The sequence below is a fragment of the Polynucleobacter sp. 73C-SIWE genome, from assembly GCF_018882465.1.
Lineage (GTDB): Bacteria > Pseudomonadota > Gammaproteobacteria > Burkholderiales > Burkholderiaceae > Polynucleobacter.
The window spans coordinates 485,154-501,639 of sequence record NZ_JACVOK010000002.1 but is presented as its reverse complement, the minus strand read 5'-3'; the positions used below and the strand labels follow the sequence as shown (position 1 = coordinate 501,639).

Below are 16,486 nucleotides of genomic sequence, written 5' to 3'. Positions count from 1 at the left end.
CAGTGTATCCCAGCTCTTTCTTAGGCATTAACATAAGTAGATCAGTTGAATACTTAGGTAGCCCCCGATGTCTTTAGAGCAGAAACCACAATTTGCCGTCCTGAGGTCTGTTGAGTCATTCAAAGACCCGCGCCCCAGTATTAAAAAGCGTATGGCTGACGGCAAGGCTTTACGTAAGGCAGTGAGCTTTGCTGAACAGGGCAAATACACGCCTCCCAAGAACCGAATCGACCCAGTAACAATATTGGAGGCACAGGCTAGTCAACGTATTGCGTCTTTGATTCCTATTCGTTATGAGCGCATGCTGCAGTCCCCATTTGCTTTTTTTCGAGGTGGTGCTGCCATCATGGCTCAGGACTTAGCCAATCAGCCTACAACAAATGTGACTGTTCAGCTTTGCGGCGATATGCACGTATCGAACTTTGGTTTATTCGGTACCGCTGAGCATCGGTTGGTATTTGGGATTAATGATTTTGATGAAACGCTGCCTGGTAGCTGGGAGTGGGATATCAAACGTTTAGTCGCAAGTGCGGTGATTGCCTCGGATAGCATGGGGGGCGATAAAGCATTAGGTAAAAAGCTGGTTTATCGCATCGTTTTTGAATACCAAAAGCGCATGGATGAATACGCCAGAATGCCCTATTTAGATTTAGCCCAAGTATTTATTGGCGAAAAGGATATCCGCAAGCACTTTAGCAAGGAGCATCAGAGGAATCTTGATGCCTACTTGAAAGAGACAAAAGGGCAGGGCAATATTCAGGTACTTCAGAGTCTCACGACATTAGTTGGTAAGAATCGTAAGATTATTAATAGACCTCCATTAGTTGAGCATTTCAAGAAAGATGCTTATGGAGTCCATTTGATAACGTTGATCGATAAAGCGCTATTAAATTATTCCAGCACCTTGCTCGTAGATCGACAAATTTTATTTCAACGCTACTCGCTTAAAGATTACGCTAGGAAAGTTGTCGGCGTTGGCAGTGTTGGTACTAATTGTATGGTCTTGTATTTTGAAGGTGATAGCGAACACGACCCATTATTCTTGCAGTACAAAGAATCTCAAAAATCTGTCCTCACACCTTACTTAGGTGATTCTATTTATCGTGATATGGGTCATCGTGTAGTCGCGGGTCAGCGACTGCTTCAGGGTGCGCCAGATATTTTCTTAAACTTTGGTTCAGTTCAATACGATATCAACAAGAGTCAGGGATTCTATTTGCGCCAATTACGCGATATGAAGGGCGGTATTGGTATTGGTACAGGAGGAGTATCTTTAAAGAACTTCCCAGACTATGCAAAGCTTTTTGGATGGGCCTTGGCCCTAGGTCACGCACGCTCAGGTGATGCTGCCATGATTGCAGGGTATTGCGGCCAGTCCAAGGAGCTGACTGAGGCCTTATATTCTTTTGCTAGGTCTTATGCAAAGCAGAACCAACAGGATTTCGAGGTATTTTCGAAGGCCGTCAAGAGTGGCAGATTGAAGGCGGCAAGCAAAAAAACGGCTCTTTAAAGTTGAAAAGGTATTGTCATTGAGCTGGATGGGGTCTGACATATTCCTGAAATATCCACGGTTCAATATGGTCTTGTGAATACGTCCCTAGAAAAACAACACTCGACCATTACTTGTCCGTACTGCCAGGCGACAGAGACTCTGGAGATTCCAAGAGGATCCTCTCAGCATCTGTATCGTTGCCGCGCTTGTAACGCTATCTTGAAACCCAAATCAGGTGATTGCTGTATTTTTTGTAGCTTTGGAGACCTAGATTGTTCTAGCGCAGAACAAAACCTAGCCGCATAGCCTTATCCCTATTAGACTGAGCTGTAATTTCATCAATGTGTCATGGATATTTCATAAAATAGACATATTCGATAGATTATGTATTTTTAGGGACTATTTTGGCAATTCATTCTGACGACTCCGTATCTTCTTCTGGCGACTTAGTTGCAGCAGTAGATTTGGGATCCAACAGTTTTCGTATGTTGGTTGCTCAGGCTGTTAATACGCCATCGGGAATGCAACTTCGTCCTATAGATACCTTGCGTGATTCAGTTCGACTAGCAGCAGGTCTTACTGAAAACAAACTCTTAGGTAATGATGCCTATCAAAGGGGCTTAACATCGATCAGGCGCTTTGGCGAACGCATTCGAGGCTTCGACCCATCTAACGTCCGCGCAGTAGCTACGAACACCTTACGTGTTGCTAAGAATGCCCCGCAATTTGTAAAAGATGCGCAAGAGGCTTTAGGTTTTCCGATTGAGGTCATCGCAGGAGTTGAAGAGGCACGATTGATTTATATCGGTGCAGCCCATGAGGTTCCAGCAGTTCACGGCAATCGTCTGGTAGTCGATATTGGTGGGGGATCTACCGAATTTATTATCGGCAAGGGTTATGAGCCCAAACTGATGGAAAGTTTGTATATCGGCTGCGTTTCCCATAGCATGCGTTTTTTCCCTAAAGGTAGTATTGATTCTCATGCTTTTAAAGAAGCTGAATTAGCAGCTAGGCGAGAGATCCAGGTTATTGCAGGGGCATATTTGAAGAGCGGCTGGAAACAAGCGATTGGCTCCTCTGGTACCGCCAGAGCCCTTGCTGAATTAATTGCTGCCAATGACTTCAAAGGCCATAGTGATGGTTTGACTTTAGGGGGTGTGAATACTTCTAGTGGTCTCATTACGCGCGATAGCTTACGTGCCATGAAAAAGCACCTACTCAAATACGAACATATCAGTCAAGTTGAGTTAATAGGACTGAAGGATGATCGAAGGGCTGTCTGGCCTGGTGGCTTAGCCATTATGTTGGCTGTATTTGATGAGCTCGGTATCGAAGAGATGGAAGTTACCGATGCTGCTTTGCGTACTGGCGTGCTCTATGACCTTCTAGGACGCTCTCAACATCATGACATGCGTTATGTAACCGTTGAGCAGTTTATGCAGCGGTATTCCGCAGATCGTGAACAAGCAACCCGCGTTGGAAAGTTAGCTTCTGAATTCTTGCAGCAATTACCTAAACCAGATGCAGAGAGCAGGGCAGATAATGTTGCACTTTTGCAATGGGCTGCTAATTTACATGAGATTGGTCTATCTATTTCTCATAATGGGTATCACAAACATTCTGCCTACATAGCAGGCAATGCTGACATGCCAGGCTTTTCCAAAAACGATCAAGCCCGCTTAGCTGCACTCTTGATTGGTCATACCGGCAAATTAGGTAAGCTTGCAAACAATGCTGGCTTTCATGATTGGCGGATGTTGTTTTGCCTGCGACTAGCCCAAGTGCTTTGTCGTGGAAGAAGTGATGAAGACTTACCGAAGGTAAAAGTTTCTGAAAATGATGGTGCTTACCAGGTATGCATTTCTAAAGAATGGGCCCAAACCCACCCCTTAACAGAGTTCAGCCTACTAAAAGAAGCGGCCGAATGGTCTCGTATCGGCCGCTCTTACGAACTCAGTTTGAAGTAAAAACGAGATTACAAACCTAAGAAGTGTTTTGCGTAACGTGGATTGATATCCGATAAGCGCAACATGGTTAGCAAGTCTGCTGTATTAAAGTCTGGATCCCAGGCTGGTGAACTGCAAATCTTAGCGCCAAGCTTGAGGTAGCCTTTAATTAGTGGAGGGGCGTCAACTTCTAATCCACCGTTTAGCTTATCTAATGGCAGTGGGAGGCGAGGGAAGGCATGAAACTCCGTTGGCGCCATTTGATCGTCATTGAGAGAGTTGTACAAGCTCGCTGCAAAGTGGCCACCATCAGCCATCGGAATACTGGCACAGCCAAGCATGATTTCATAACCATTTTTTTGCATGTATTGTGCTAAACCACTCCATAAGGCCATGATGACCGCACCAGAGCGATAGTCTTGGTGGACACATGAGCGACCTAATTCAACCAATTTTGGGCGTAAATGATCTAAACGGGATAGATCAAATTCCGCATCAGAATATAAGCGACCTATCTCTTGGGCTTTATGTGGAGGCAATACGCGATAGGTGCCAACTACTTTTAAGGTATCTTGGTCGCGGATTAATAAATGATCACAGTATGCATCGAATTCATCAATATCTAGACCTTCTGCATTTTGAGAGAGGTTTGCACCCATTTCTTCCGCAAATACTTTGTAACGTAATCTTTGGGCTTCTTTAACTTCGTTTGTAGAACTGGCCCATTCAATTTGAAATGATGGCTTTTTCGCTTTAGTAACTGGGTTTACTATAGGTGTTATTTCAACTGCAGCAATCTCTGCACGTGCTTTAGTAGCAAATTTCTTACCAAAGAGCTTCTTGGCTAGCTTTTTAGAAAGCTTCTTAAATGGATTAGATTTTGGGGCAGCAAGTTTTTTCTCTTTTCTGATGGAGAAAATTTCAAAGGCGCCAATTGGGTTCGGAATATCTGACATAAGTAAGCCTTATTGAATGTTTGTATGACTGTAGAGGTCGTTTATTACAGTTTTAAGACAAGCGGAATGCATACTGCAGACCACATTAAAAGGGCAATGAATAGGGCTAGCATCACAGCTGCTGAGCCAAAATCTTTGGCTCTTTTGGATAAATCATGATGTTCAAAGGAGATGCGATCAATAGCAGCCTCTACGCTAGAATTTAATAATTCCACAACCAGCACCATAATCAAGGAAGAAATAAGTAAAGCCTTTTCTAAGTTGGTAGTTGGTAGGTAAAAAGCTACTGGGGTCAATATTGCAAATAGGGTGAGCTCTTGCCTGAATGCGCTTTCCTCTAAAAAAGCGTAAACCAAACCACACCAAGAGTTTTTAGCAGCGTGCCAAGCCCTAGTTAATCCTCGATTACCTTTATGAGGATTTTGATTAATGTGGTATTTGGAATTCAATTGATGCCTTCTTTTAAGCTAGTGCTGTCACGTGTACTTCAGGTGATGGAACTGGCTTGAGATGATTTACGAATTGCTCAGAAGCAGCTTTCCATGAGAATTTCTCAGCATGCGCACGGGCTACTTCACGCGGAATCTTTAATGCTGCAATACAAGCTTCCCGCAAATCTTCATGCATAGCACCAGCTGGGGAGTCGCCCAAGACATCAATAGGGCCAGTTACTGGATAGGCAGCCACAGGAGTGCCGCAGGCCATTGCTTCAAGTAGTACTAAGCCAAAGGTATCGGTTTTGCTGGGGAACACAAAGACATCGGCAGCCGCATAAACCTTAGCCAATTCATGTTGTTGCAAAACGCCTAGATAGTTAATCTCAGGATATTTTTCCTTGATGCCAGCCATCGCAGGGCCATCACCAACTACCCACTTTGAGCCTGGTAAGTCGATTTCTAGAAATGCATTGATATTCTTTTCTACGGCAACTCGACCGACATATAAAAAAATTGGATGGGCAGTATTGAGAGCCTTTGATTCTTGCATCTTAAATACATCAAGATCTACGCCTCTTGACCACAGTACTACATTGCGCAGGCCATACTTTTCTAAATCATCTTTCACGACAATGGTTGGTGCCATTACCGCCATTGATGGGCCATGAAACCAACGTATAAATGCATAGGTAATCCCGAGAGGAATGCCAGTACGAGCTTTTACATACTCAGGAAAGCGTGTGTGATAAGCAGTAGAGAAGGGGAGGTCATTCTTCACAGCATACGCGCGTGCAGATAGCCCTAGTGGACCCTCAGTTGCAATATGCATTGCATCTGGTGCGAATTCTTTAATACGGCGCGCCACTTCTTTACCTGGAAATAGAGAGAGTGCAATATCTGGATAGGTAGGGCAGGGAATGGATTTGAAACCGTTTGGGGTAATCATTTCTACTTCATGACCCATCGCGGTTAATTCAGCACGAGTTTGTTTTAAGGTGCGAACAACACCATTTACCTGTGGATCCCATGCATCGGTGATGATCATAATTTTCATAGCGCAGCCTCTTTGATGAGTGGTTGAACGGCAGGTTGGAAAGAAATTTCAGGAACCTCTAGTGGCTCACCTTTAATGTGTGGCCAATGAATAATTTTGAGCTCACCGGTATGGGTTTCAACTAATGCAGTGAGGCTCTCTACCCAATCACCATCATTGCAATAGAGTAGGCCGTCAATTTCACGGATCTCGGCTTTGTGAATATGACCACAAACAACGCCATCACAGCCGCGCAGACGCGCTTCTCTGGCCATAATGTGTTCAAAGTCGGCAATATAGCTGACGGCATTCTTCACTTGGTGCTTGAGGTATTGAGACAGGGACCAGTATTGCAAACCCATCTTGACCCGCAGCATATTGAAATATCGATTGATATACAGAATGAAGGAATAAAGCGTATCGCCTACATAGGCTAACCATTTAGCGTACTGCATTACTCCGTCAAATAAGTCGCCATGGGTTACCCAGAGCTTTCTGCCGTCTAGGGTTGTATGAATGCATTCTTCGACTACTTTGACATCACCAAAAGAGAGGCCAAAGAATTGTCTGGCACTTTCATCATGATTGCCTGGGACATAGATAACTTCAGAGCCTTTACGAGCCTTACGTAATAGCTTTTGAACAACGTCATTATGGGCTTGCGGCCAGTAAAATGATTTTTTCAGCCTCCAGCCATCGATAATATCGCCTACCAAATAGAACTTGTCAGCCTCGTTGTGCTTTAAGAAATCGAGGAGGTAGTTTGCCTGACACCCTGATGTTCCTAGGTGTACGTCTGAAATCCAGATGGCTCTGTAATGCATCATGAAACAACATTAAGCCAAGTGACTGTGTAAGCATCATGACAGTTCTAAGACACTTTTATGACGATCCATATATGATTTACGATAGTGAATATAGCCAGCCAATATGACACATACAATGCAATCCTCGCAACGTGCTACCCCATTTCTTCTATACATCACACTCTGGTTTCTAGTGTGGTTACATGTATTGCGCGGAGTAATGACCTTGCTAGTACTTTTTCCATTCCTAAATGCTAATAGCAAAAAGCAACATATCCAAAGATGGTCAAAACGACTATTGAAGATTTTTGGTATTCAGTTGCAAGTTAATAATGCTGACACTCTTCCGGACTCCACATATTTACTAGCATCTAATCACGTTTCCTGGATGGATATTCATGCGATTAATGCTTTCAAACCGATTCGCTTTGTAGCCAAGTCTGAAGTTGAGCGGTGGCCAATTTTTGGATGGATGGCAAAACAACTAGGAACGGTTTTTATCAATAGAGAGAGCTCAAGACATGCCAGGCAGGTTGTTACTGATATGGCTGTGCTATTAAAAACTCAGTCTATTTGTATTTTTCCTGAAGGTACTTCTACCATCGGCAAAAGTGTTCAGACCTTTAAGCCTAATTTATTTGAAGCAGCCGCTCAAGCAGGGGTTCCGGTATGTACTCTTGCTCTAGCGTATTTCGATCGAATTACCGGTGAACATTCTGAAGTTCCTGCTTTTATCGGAGATATGGGCTTAATAGGCTCTATGGCCAGCATATTGAAAAATCGAAGACTACGGGTAGAATTAACATTCTTTTCGCCTATCAAAGCAAAATCAGGTCAGGCATTAGATCGAAAAGGTCTAGCACTGCATAGTCAGGAGCAAATAGCTCAATACTTAGCAAAAAACTGCAATTAAACTAGTTGTAATAAATATGTCATATATTTATTCTAAAAGTATGAATATAAGGATGATATAAAGCGTATGACATCAAAACATAAAGAGATGGCCGAGTGGTACCAACGTGCTCAAGAAGAAATTCTGGATAGCATGGATGAAGAGCTTGAGATGGAGATGGATGATGGCCGCCTCTCAGTTGATGGCGACGGCAATTCAACGGTTCCCCGCAATGTTTACTTCAAAGAGTTATTCAGACTCCAAAGCGAGCTAGTCAAATTACAAGACTGGGTAGTTGCTAATAAAGTGAAGGTTGCCGTTTTATTTGAAGGACGTGATTCAGCAGGTAAGGGTGGCGCGATTAAGCGTATTTCCCAGCGTTTGAATCCACGCGTATGTAAAGTTGTTGCCTTACCAGCACCAAATGAACGTGAAAGAACTCAGTGGTATTTCCAGCGTTACATATCTCAACTTCCTGCAGGCGGGGAGATAGTCCTTTTTGATCGCAGCTGGTACAACCGAGCTGGCGTTGAAAAAGTCATGGGATTCTGCACCAAGAAAGAATATGAAGAATTCCTCAGAACAGTTCCTGACTTAGAGCGCATGATGATTAGCTCTGGAATCATTCTGATCAAGTATTGGTTCTCCATTTCCGATGATGAACAGTACAACCGATTTATGATGCGAATTCATGATCCTTTAAAGCAGTGGAAGTTAAGTCCTATGGATCTTGAGGCTCGTCGCCTTTGGGAGGCTTACACTAAAGCTAAAGAGACCATGCTAGAGCGTACGCATATTCCTGAGGCACCATGGTGGGTTGTTGCAGCAAACGATAAGAAAAAAGCTCGCTTAAATTGCATCAGCCATCTCTTGACTCAAATTCCGTATCACGAAATTGCACATCCTGAGATCACGCTGCCAGCTCGAGTCCACAATCCGGATTACTTACGTGGACCCGTGCCTCCTGAGATGTATGTGCCAGATCTCTATTAAAACGTACCCCTTAGCCCAACCATGAAGCTTCTTCCTGGCTGTGGTGCATACAGTCTCACAGCCATTGGAGTTGTTGCATACCGAATCTGCTCATTGAGTAAGTTCTTCATATTGAGATAAACAGTCCAATTCACCTGCTGAATTTTTTCTGTATACGAGATGCCAGCATTTAATAGGTTGTAACTTGGTGCTGGACCTTGTTCCCAGCTTGCCAGGCGGTTTTGCTGATAGCTATAGATATAAGTCGCATTAGTGAGCCAGCCATTGCGTTGATGCGCTATCTCAGCGCCAAGTCTTGGTGCTGGTTGTAGGGGTAAATTACCACCCGCATCAAAGCTTCCTTGCGAAGCATCACCAAAAACTCTAGCGCCAAGACCTTGCTCGCGCCAGTTATAGGTCAATTCACCTTCAATACCCTTAATGGTTGCCGCTGCCTGTTGAGCGACTACTACAGAAAAATTCTCAACATCCGGAACAGATTGACCAGTGTAATAGCCATAAATATAGTTATTAAAGCGATTGGCATAGATGCTAGCTTTACCACGCAATAAGCCACCTGTCCTTTGAATATTGAACTCTAGATTATGTGATGTTTCCTTATTGAGATTCGGATTGCCAATATCAAAAGTAGCAGTAGATTCATGAGCACCATAGGAGTAGAGCTCTTGCGCACTAGGCGCTCGTTGTGAAACGGTATAAGCTACACCGACACCATGACCTTGCATAAAGTTCCATAAACCTCCTGCAGAGTAGGACATTAAATTAAAGTTGCGGTTTTGCAAGGCGATGGTTGGCATTACACCGGTATCGACGGGTTCAGATACTAACTCGGTTCCCAGATTCGGCTTTTGTGCCACGTTGTTATAACGCAGACCAAGGTTACCTTGAAGCGAATTCCATTTGCCTTCCTCAATCCAGAAGAGGGCATTCGAGTTAGTCTTGGTGGGCGGTACGATCGCATAGCTTCCGGTACCTACTTCGCTGGCATTGAGTGATGCAGCAGAAACTTGCGCTCCAAAGGTGCCTTTCCAGCCAGCAATTGGATTGTGGGCTAATTCAAAACGTGCTTCATTGGCAATATTCTTCCACAGAGATGCTGCTTCGCCAGTATTGGTAAATTCAGTATGGTTGTAATTACTATTGGCAGCACTAAATTTGAATGATGAGAAGCCAGCAAAAGGGTCGCGCGTTTGATGCTGAAAGTCATAACGATTCTGTGACTGATTAATTGATCCACCTTCAGGTGTCGGAATGCCATAGTTATTATTTAAACGCTCAACCGATACACCGGTGTAACCGTTTTTTCCTATATAAGAAACTCCAACTCCCAAATTGTTTTGATTGCTAAAGGTATTGGGAAGTTTTCCTGTGTAGTTGTTACCCCCATTTCCACCTTCTGGAACTGTCCAACCGCCGACAGGTTCACCTTGTGACTGTGTCGAGCTGCCAGGTATGCGGTAATTGTTGGCATTATTAATTGCGGTATCTACGTGTACGGCTACTGATCCGATGGCACCATCAACCTCAAGTGATCCAGCACGTCCATTATTAACAGTTTCATAGCTTGTATTAATTGCACCCGTTGGTCTATCAGGAAGATTAGTCAGAATACGGTCATTCACCACATTCACTAAGCCACCGCTTGAGCCTGAGCCATAGAGCAGGGCTGCAGCCCCACGCAGAATTTCAACTTGGTGGGCATTTTGCATATTGTTACCAACTGCATGATCTTGGGAGATATTAGATACATCTCCAACAGATAGGCCATTTTGTAGGATTTGTACTCGTGAACCCTCTAGGCCACGTATGACCGGACGAGAAGAGCCAGCGCCATAGCCAGTAGCAGAGACGCCTAATTCATTTGCAAGAGTTGCCCCCAGCGTTGTTCCCAATTTATTGAGTAATTCATCGCCCTGCAAAACCTTAGTTGGTGTCAAGATGCTTTGAGTAGCTTCTTGAGATCCAGTAGCAGTAATTTCTAGATTTGGTATTTGTGCTTCAGCCGAGCTAAATAGAAATCCATAAATAGAAAAAGATAAAACTGTTTTATAAACAAACAGAGTATGTTTGTGATTCATTGGTAATCTCTCACTCCATACAACACCTATCAGATGCTGTATTAATCGAAAGCCTAAAAAAGATCTAGGCAGCTATAACGATTACAGAATGAAAGCAGGGGGTGCGCGCGACTGATAAGAGGCAGTAACAGATTCAATGAGAACTAGATCTACTGAAGCGATCTTCGCAGGGGTATGAGCAGAATGACGAACTGCATCAGTGTCGGCAACTGGCACGAATCCAGCTAATGTCAGTGCGTCAAATAAATGGCATGCATCTGAGCTATGGGTAACGCCACCAACAGAATCATCAGCAGAGCACTGCTCAACACTCTGGCTATGTAAGCCAGCATGAGAAATGCTGTGGCTAAAGCCAACCCAGTGGGTTCCCAAAAGGCAAAAAAGGAGCAAAGCTACTGAAAAAGCAGCTTGAAAACGCTTCAGATATTTGCTGGAAAAATAGGCAACCATGTCCCGAATCTTACAGGATTTGCCCGAAAGAGCCCTCTCGGTGTAGAATATCGATTCCGTCGGAGTGTAGCGCAGCCTGGTAGCGCACCTGCTTTGGGAGCAGGGGGTCCAAGGTTCGAATCCTTGTACTCCGACCACTTTCCCCTTATTGTTCTAGAAATACCCAGCATATAACTGCCCATAGCTCAGCTGGATAGAGCAACGCCCTTCTAAGGCGTAGGTCGCACGTTCGAATCGTGCTGGGCAGGCCAAGTATGCTTTAAACAAATTGAGTTAAAGCTTGCATTTAGCAGATAGTTCAACTTAATCAGCAGGTTAGTTGGAACCATTATTTGAACAATAACTTGTAATACAGTAGTTGAATATGTGTGTTCTACTTCATTTGCCGCAGTGCAATCGCATCAATTACTAATTTTGGAGATAGGTATGAAATTCATTAAACCTCTTTTATGTTCTTTATTGCTTGTATGTCACAGTTCTTTTGCGAATAATTTAAATCTCATGAATCAGTATGGCGAGCCTGCCATACTTGAATTAGTTGCTCCTACGGCAACTGTCACTTTAGTAAATGGTAAATCGGTGCTGACATTACATGATGTTGATAAATTAGTGGGATTTTCAGCTGGACTTCATAAAACAATCCGTACGCTTGAAGCCTATCCTGTCGCTGAATTTTCTAAAGCCTGGAACTCTTGTAATGTAATGAAAGATCAGAAAAAGCTATGGAATGCAGATGGTTTTAATGCTGTTGTGATATTTCATATGGGCACTGATTCAAATCCAAAGAATACCCATCTTGCTAAGGCACCATTGGTAAGAGCGCCTAAAGATACAACTCGTACATCAGGCAGTGATGAGGGCATTGCAAAACTAATGTTAATTAACGCTAAGCTAACTAATAACGCACTCTCATTTGACGTTACTAATGGAGGAATCGCTGCTGGTGGCTATAAGCGGGTACGGGTACTTGCTGAGTGTCTTGGAAATTTCACCCCTTCCGTTTAGGAAATCAAACGATGATGATTTGGATGCGAATTGCTCTTGTTACTGTTTTGATTATTAGCAGTGGATCAGCAACATATGCCAGTGGTCAGCCAAGTTACATCATTAGCTCAAGCAAGGTTCCCCAGCTTAATCCCATTAAATACGAAATAGCATTTGTATCGCGTTTTGATAGCCGAATTGTTGTTGACTCAGGCGCCCCAGGGCCATCTGTGGATGATGTGATCGCTGGTAGCGGGACTTTATGGGATAAAAAGGGTGTTCAAGTTGGCTGATTTGATGCGAATACGAGGGTATCTGAAAGATTAAACGCTGGCGATAAGCGTTTACTTTTCGTTAATTATTCGTTCGGCGATGGTCAGGACTCGATTGTGATTCTGGGTGTTGGAACATATACGGGAACTCTCGGCCTTATGAACCAGCAGGTTACAAATACCTTTTCTATCGTGGGTGGAACGGGAAAATTTCTGGCCGCTGGTGGCCAATGCCAAATTACGCGGATAGATCAAATTAACTATCAATTGTCATGTACGGCTTTCACTGATTATTGAATACGGTCCAGAGGTATAGAGCAAATGCGGTGTAAGTACCCTGAGAGTTCTGGCAGGGCCTCAGCATAGTGAAGTTTTAAGGCGTAGGTCGCACGTTCGAATCGTGCTGGGCAGGCCACTTTTTGGGATCTACGCAGATTGCACTCAGAAATACCCTATGTCAGTGCAGCGCATAATTTTAAGCTGTAATTTCTACCAAAATCTCGGATTAGCCTTTATCCAGGCGCTTGCCAAGTAACATTGATCACCACTAAATGCCATTTCTGGTGATTGATCTAGTAGTGAGCCAGCTTCCATGTGCATGAGATTCTTTGAAAATGGCTGCACTATGCTATTTTCATCTCGCTTCATAATGAATTCTGGATTTAGCTCTGAGGTATGGTTCAAACCTGCAGCCATTAGAATTTCTGAAAGTGCGTGAAGCGTATTTTGATGGTAATGATAAACACGATCACCTTTATCTTCTGGGTCTAGAGCTCTTTGCCTTAACTGATTTTGGGTTGCTACTCCGGTAGGACACTTATCCGTATTACAAGTTCTAGATTGAATACACCCAATAGCAAACATAAAACCCCTTGCAGAATTGCACCAATCAGCACCTATTGAGCATACCCTGACAATGTCAAATGCAGAAATGATTTTTCCTGCAGCGCCAATCTTCACTCTATCTCGAAGATTTGCTGCAATCAATGTAGTGTGAATCAAGCGCAGGCTATCCCGCATTGGCATCCCAATATGGTCAATAAATTCAACAGGAGCTGCTCCAGTTCCTCCTTCGCTACCGTCAACAACAATAAAGTCTGGAGCTAATCTTGTTTCAATCATCGCCTTTAGGATAGCAAACCAATCATCTGGTTTTCCAACGCACAACTTGATGCCAACTGGCTTGCCACTTGATTTTTCCCTTAAGGTAGTAATAAATTCGAGCATTTCAACGGGATTGTTAAAAGCGGTATGCCGACTAGGCGAAATACAATCAACCCCCATAGGCACTCCACGGGTTTGGGCAATTTCAGCGGTAATCTTGGCTGCTGGCAAAATTCCACCGTGACCTGGTTTTGCGCCCTGAGATAATTTAATCTCAACCATTTTAATTTGTGGGTCAGCGGCAACTTGAACGAACTTCTCTAGGTCAAACCGCCCATCATCAAATCGACAGCCAAAGTAACCAGAGCCGATCTCCCATATGAGATCGCCGTCATGTACTTTATGATATTTAGATACCGATCCCTCGCCGGTATCTTGAGCAAAGCCACCTAGTTTTGCACCTTTATTTAATGCAAGAATTGCATTGGCCGACAAAGACCCAAAACTCATCGCTGAAATATTAAAAATAGAAATTGAGTAAGGTTGTGCGCAATTTTGATTTCCAATGTTCACTCGCAAGCTATTAAGATTAATTGCTATTTGCGATGGAGCATTAGAGTAGCTTAGCCACTCATGTCCATTTGAATAGACATTTTCAATTGTTCCGAAAGGGCGCTGATCTGATAAATTCTTTGAGCGCTGATATACCAAAGCGCGTTGATTTCGTGAAAACGGTAATTTTTCGCTATCCGACTCCAAAAAGTACTGGCGCACTTCAGGGCGAATAAATTCAAGCCAAAATCGTAAATGCCCAATGACTGGATAATTACGTAAAATCGCATGCTTTTTTTGTATCTGGTCCATTACGCCAACTAGACCTAAAGTTGTAAAGACAAAAAATGCAAACCAAATTTTAGCTATGGAATTATCTAGAATAAGTAAGTAGCCAAAATAGATGCTGAGCACTACGGATAATTGCCAAATAAAGTAACGGGTCATATTTTCCTTGTAATTTGTTTATTAATCATACAAATAAAAGCAACAGATTTAGAGTCTTTTATTGCGGGGTAATTTTTAAATGGTTTTTAAACGACATCAAACAATTTGTAATTAAGTTGTCATATCTTAGGGTAATTATTAAAGTTCAAACTCTTGCTTAGGGGGGGGTATGCTTTACTTTTTGCAAAACACGATTGCTTCCAGTATGCGACCAATGCTGCAATGCCTCAGGATTGTTTGGCCCTTTTTAAAAGGTGTGGCAAACCCATTTATTTTTACTGAACTCCATAAAAATTACGTTACTAGAGGCGCAATCAGAAACGTACTAATTTGTCTATCCATGGCAATTAGCGTACCAGCTTATTCACAAGAATTGCAATACGGCGTGCGCCCCCAATATTTAATTGGTTTAATGGCAGAAAGTGAATTGAAAACTAAATTATTGAGTTGTTCAAAAAATACGCCACGACAATCACGTTTTTCAATTGCGCATCGGGGAGCGCCACTCCAGTTCCCTGAGCATACTGCCGAGTCTAATATGGCTGCTGCAATAATGGGAGCTGGGATTTTCGAATGTGATGTCACGTTTACAAAAGATAAGCAACTTGTTTGTCGACATGCACAAAATGATTTACATGCCACCACCAATATTTTATTAACACCTCTTGCTAAAAGTTGCCACAAACCATTTTCTCCTGCGCAAGGCGAAATTCCGGCAACCAGTGAATGCAGAACCACTGATATTACATTTGAGCAATTTAAGACCTTAAAAGGAAAAATGGATGGAGTTAATCGAAATGCAAGTAATGTTAAAACGTATCTAGCGGGCACTCCACAGTGGCGCACCGATCTTTACTCAAGTATGGGTGGGACGTTGTTAAGTCACAAAGAATCTATTGCTCTTTTTAAAAAGCATGGCGGTAAATTTACTCCTGAGCTCAAAGAGGCATTGGTACCAATGCCTTATTTGGGGTTTACACAAGAGCAATATGCACAAGCATTAATTAATGACTACAAGGAAGTAGGAATCGCACCCTCAGATGTGTTTCCACAATCCTTTAATTTGAGGGATGTAACGTATTGGATAAAAAATGAACCAGAATTTGGTAAGCAGGCAATTTATTTAGATGGGCGCTACACCTTACCGTCATTTAATCCTTCAGAACCAAATAATTTGAGGCCCACTATGGATGAGCTCTATGACATGGGAGTTCGCTATATAGCGCCACCCATCTGGGTTTTATTAACAGTAAATAAAAAAAATCAGATCGTGCCTTCAGCGTATGCGAAAGCTGCGCGCAATGCTAAGTTAAATATTATTACTTGGACTTTAGAGCGGGATGGCCCACTGGTTGAAGGAGGATCTTGGTATCATCAATCCATTAAGTCTGCAATCAAATCAGATGGGCAAATTTATGAGGTTTTAGATGTACTGGCCAAGCAAGTTGGTGTTAAGGGTGTTTTTACAGATTGGCCTGCAACCGTAACTTACTATGCAAACTGCATGGATCTTGATTAAATAAATTCTTGGGGCTCACCAAAACCTTTGTCCGATAGCCATTAGCCATTTTTTTGACATAAACCATTGTTTATATTGATTTTTCAAGTGGCTACGATTTATTTTAAGGCGTAGGTCGCACGTTCGAATCGTGCTGGGCAGGCCAAAATCTCATTATTTAATATTGTTTCAGGCTTATCAATTGTGATCTATTGACTGGATCATGATCAAGCTTGACAGCGTTGAGAAGACCTTGAGTGGGCGTAGTTGATCCAGGTGGACTACAGCGACTCAGACGAACTTTTGATCCTAGCCATTTGGCATCGATTTGACCCGACAATGCAGTGTCCGGTTATGTGATGGTTGTAGTGACTTTAAATAGGATAACTTCTGGACGATCAAAGTAGGCAAGTGAGGATTAGTTAGTTGCACAGAATAGCTAATATTAGCCAATTAGCTTTTGCTTCATCAGTTCATGCAGATTATATTTTTGCGCTGCAATAATTAAGGGTAACTACTCGTCATAATTTCTATACACAACTAGTT

At 42.9% G+C, this 16,486-nt stretch carries 15 protein-coding genes and 2 tRNA genes; 10 read left to right on the top strand and 7 right to left on the bottom strand.

What is annotated here, in order from left to right:
- The first annotated feature begins 67 nt into the window (after window positions 1-67).
- From ICN17_RS08825 to ppx, 3 genes are all read left to right on the top strand, one after another.
- On the top strand, window positions 68-1,510 hold the full coding sequence (locus ICN17_RS08825; RefSeq protein WP_216237119.1) for a DUF2252 domain-containing protein: 1,443 nt from the start codon (window positions 68-70) through the stop codon (window positions 1,508-1,510).
- Window positions 1,511-1,585: 75 nt separating this feature from the next.
- Window positions 1,586-1,798 carry a GDCCVxC domain-containing (seleno)protein gene (locus tag ICN17_RS10435; protein ID WP_370625973.1) on the top strand — a complete coding sequence of 71 codons (213 nt, stop codon included), beginning with the start codon at window positions 1,586-1,588 and terminating at the stop codon, window positions 1,796-1,798.
- Window positions 1,799-1,896: 98 nt separating this feature from the next.
- Window positions 1,897-3,459, top strand: coding sequence for an exopolyphosphatase (gene ppx, locus ICN17_RS08820; RefSeq protein ID WP_216237117.1), 1,563 nt, complete (start codon window positions 1,897-1,899; stop codon window positions 3,457-3,459).
- Window positions 3,460-3,467: 8 nt separating this feature from the next.
- On the opposite strand, the gene ICN17_RS08815 is transcribed toward ppx, so the two are convergent.
- The 4 genes from ICN17_RS08815 to ICN17_RS08800 are packed head-to-tail and all read right to left on the bottom strand — an operon-like array spanning window position 3,468 to window position 6,691.
- Window positions 3,468-4,394: a GNAT family N-acetyltransferase gene (locus ICN17_RS08815; RefSeq protein ID WP_216861829.1), complete on the bottom strand. Its 927-nt coding sequence runs from the start codon at window positions 4,392-4,394 to the stop codon at window positions 3,468-3,470.
- Window positions 4,395-4,438: 44 nt separating this feature from the next.
- Window positions 4,439-4,843 (bottom strand): diacylglycerol kinase, encoded by a 405-nt coding sequence (locus tag ICN17_RS08810; RefSeq protein WP_216237116.1) that lies wholly within the window; start codon window positions 4,841-4,843, stop codon window positions 4,439-4,441.
- Between the two features lie 13 nt (window positions 4,844-4,856).
- A complete protein-coding gene (locus ICN17_RS08805; RefSeq protein WP_216237115.1) occupies window positions 4,857-5,885 on the bottom strand; it encodes a glycosyltransferase family 1 protein in 1,029 nt (342 codons plus the stop codon).
- Complete coding sequence (locus tag ICN17_RS08800; RefSeq protein ID WP_370625972.1) at window positions 5,882-6,691, bottom strand: UDP-2,3-diacylglucosamine diphosphatase; 810 nt, start codon at window positions 6,689-6,691, stop codon at window positions 5,882-5,884. Before ICN17_RS08800 ends, ICN17_RS08805 begins: the two co-directional genes overlap by 4 nt.
- A gap of 115 nt (window positions 6,692-6,806) precedes the next feature.
- On the opposite strand from ICN17_RS08800, the gene ICN17_RS08795 reads away from it, so the two are divergent.
- Together ICN17_RS08795 and ppk2 are read left to right on the top strand one after the other, a co-directional pair.
- Window positions 6,807-7,583, top strand: coding sequence for a 1-acyl-sn-glycerol-3-phosphate acyltransferase (locus ICN17_RS08795; protein ID WP_216237114.1), 777 nt, complete (start codon window positions 6,807-6,809; stop codon window positions 7,581-7,583).
- 66 nt (window positions 7,584-7,649) lie between these two features.
- The gene (gene ppk2 / locus ICN17_RS08790) at window positions 7,650-8,555 is read left to right on the top strand and encodes a polyphosphate kinase 2 (protein ID WP_216237113.1); all 906 of its coding nucleotides are present in this window, start codon (window positions 7,650-7,652) and stop codon (window positions 8,553-8,555) included.
- Here the strand turns inward: ppk2 and ICN17_RS08785 are convergent.
- Together ICN17_RS08785 and ICN17_RS08780 are read right to left on the bottom strand one after the other, a co-directional pair.
- A complete protein-coding gene (locus ICN17_RS08785) occupies window positions 8,552-10,633 on the bottom strand; it encodes a TonB-dependent receptor (protein WP_216237112.1) in 2,082 nt (693 codons plus the stop codon). The genes ppk2 and ICN17_RS08785 overlap by 4 nt on opposite strands.
- A gap of 81 nt (window positions 10,634-10,714) precedes the next feature.
- Window positions 10,715-11,083: a hypothetical protein gene (locus ICN17_RS08780; RefSeq protein WP_216237111.1), complete on the bottom strand. Its 369-nt coding sequence runs from the start codon at window positions 11,081-11,083 to the stop codon at window positions 10,715-10,717.
- A gap of 60 nt (window positions 11,084-11,143) precedes the next feature.
- Here ICN17_RS08780 and ICN17_RS08775 point away from each other — a divergent pair.
- The 4 genes from ICN17_RS08775 (at window position 11,144) to ICN17_RS08760 (ending at window position 12,360) form a co-directional block, all read left to right on the top strand.
- Window positions 11,144-11,220 (top strand) — tRNA-Pro (locus ICN17_RS08775).
- Between the two features lie 37 nt (window positions 11,221-11,257).
- Window positions 11,258-11,334 (top strand) — tRNA-Arg (locus ICN17_RS08770).
- A gap of 175 nt (window positions 11,335-11,509) precedes the next feature.
- Window positions 11,510-12,088 (top strand): hypothetical protein, encoded by a 579-nt coding sequence (locus ICN17_RS08765; RefSeq protein WP_216237110.1) that lies wholly within the window; start codon window positions 11,510-11,512, stop codon window positions 12,086-12,088.
- Between the two features lie 11 nt (window positions 12,089-12,099).
- Window positions 12,100-12,360, top strand: a complete 261-nt coding sequence (locus ICN17_RS08760) for a hypothetical protein (protein ID WP_216237108.1) — start codon at window positions 12,100-12,102, stop codon at window positions 12,358-12,360.
- 468 nt (window positions 12,361-12,828) lie between these two features.
- Here the strand turns inward: ICN17_RS08760 and ICN17_RS08755 are convergent, their stop codons facing one another.
- Complete coding sequence (locus ICN17_RS08755) at window positions 12,829-14,442, bottom strand: FMN-binding glutamate synthase family protein (protein ID WP_216237106.1); 1,614 nt, start codon at window positions 14,440-14,442, stop codon at window positions 12,829-12,831.
- 169 nt (window positions 14,443-14,611) lie between these two features.
- Between ICN17_RS08755 and ICN17_RS08750 the strand changes: the two genes are divergently transcribed.
- Window positions 14,612-15,961, top strand: coding sequence for a glycerophosphodiester phosphodiesterase family protein (locus ICN17_RS08750; protein ID WP_216237105.1), 1,350 nt, complete (start codon window positions 14,612-14,614; stop codon window positions 15,959-15,961).
- Window positions 15,962-16,486 lie beyond the last annotated feature (525 nt).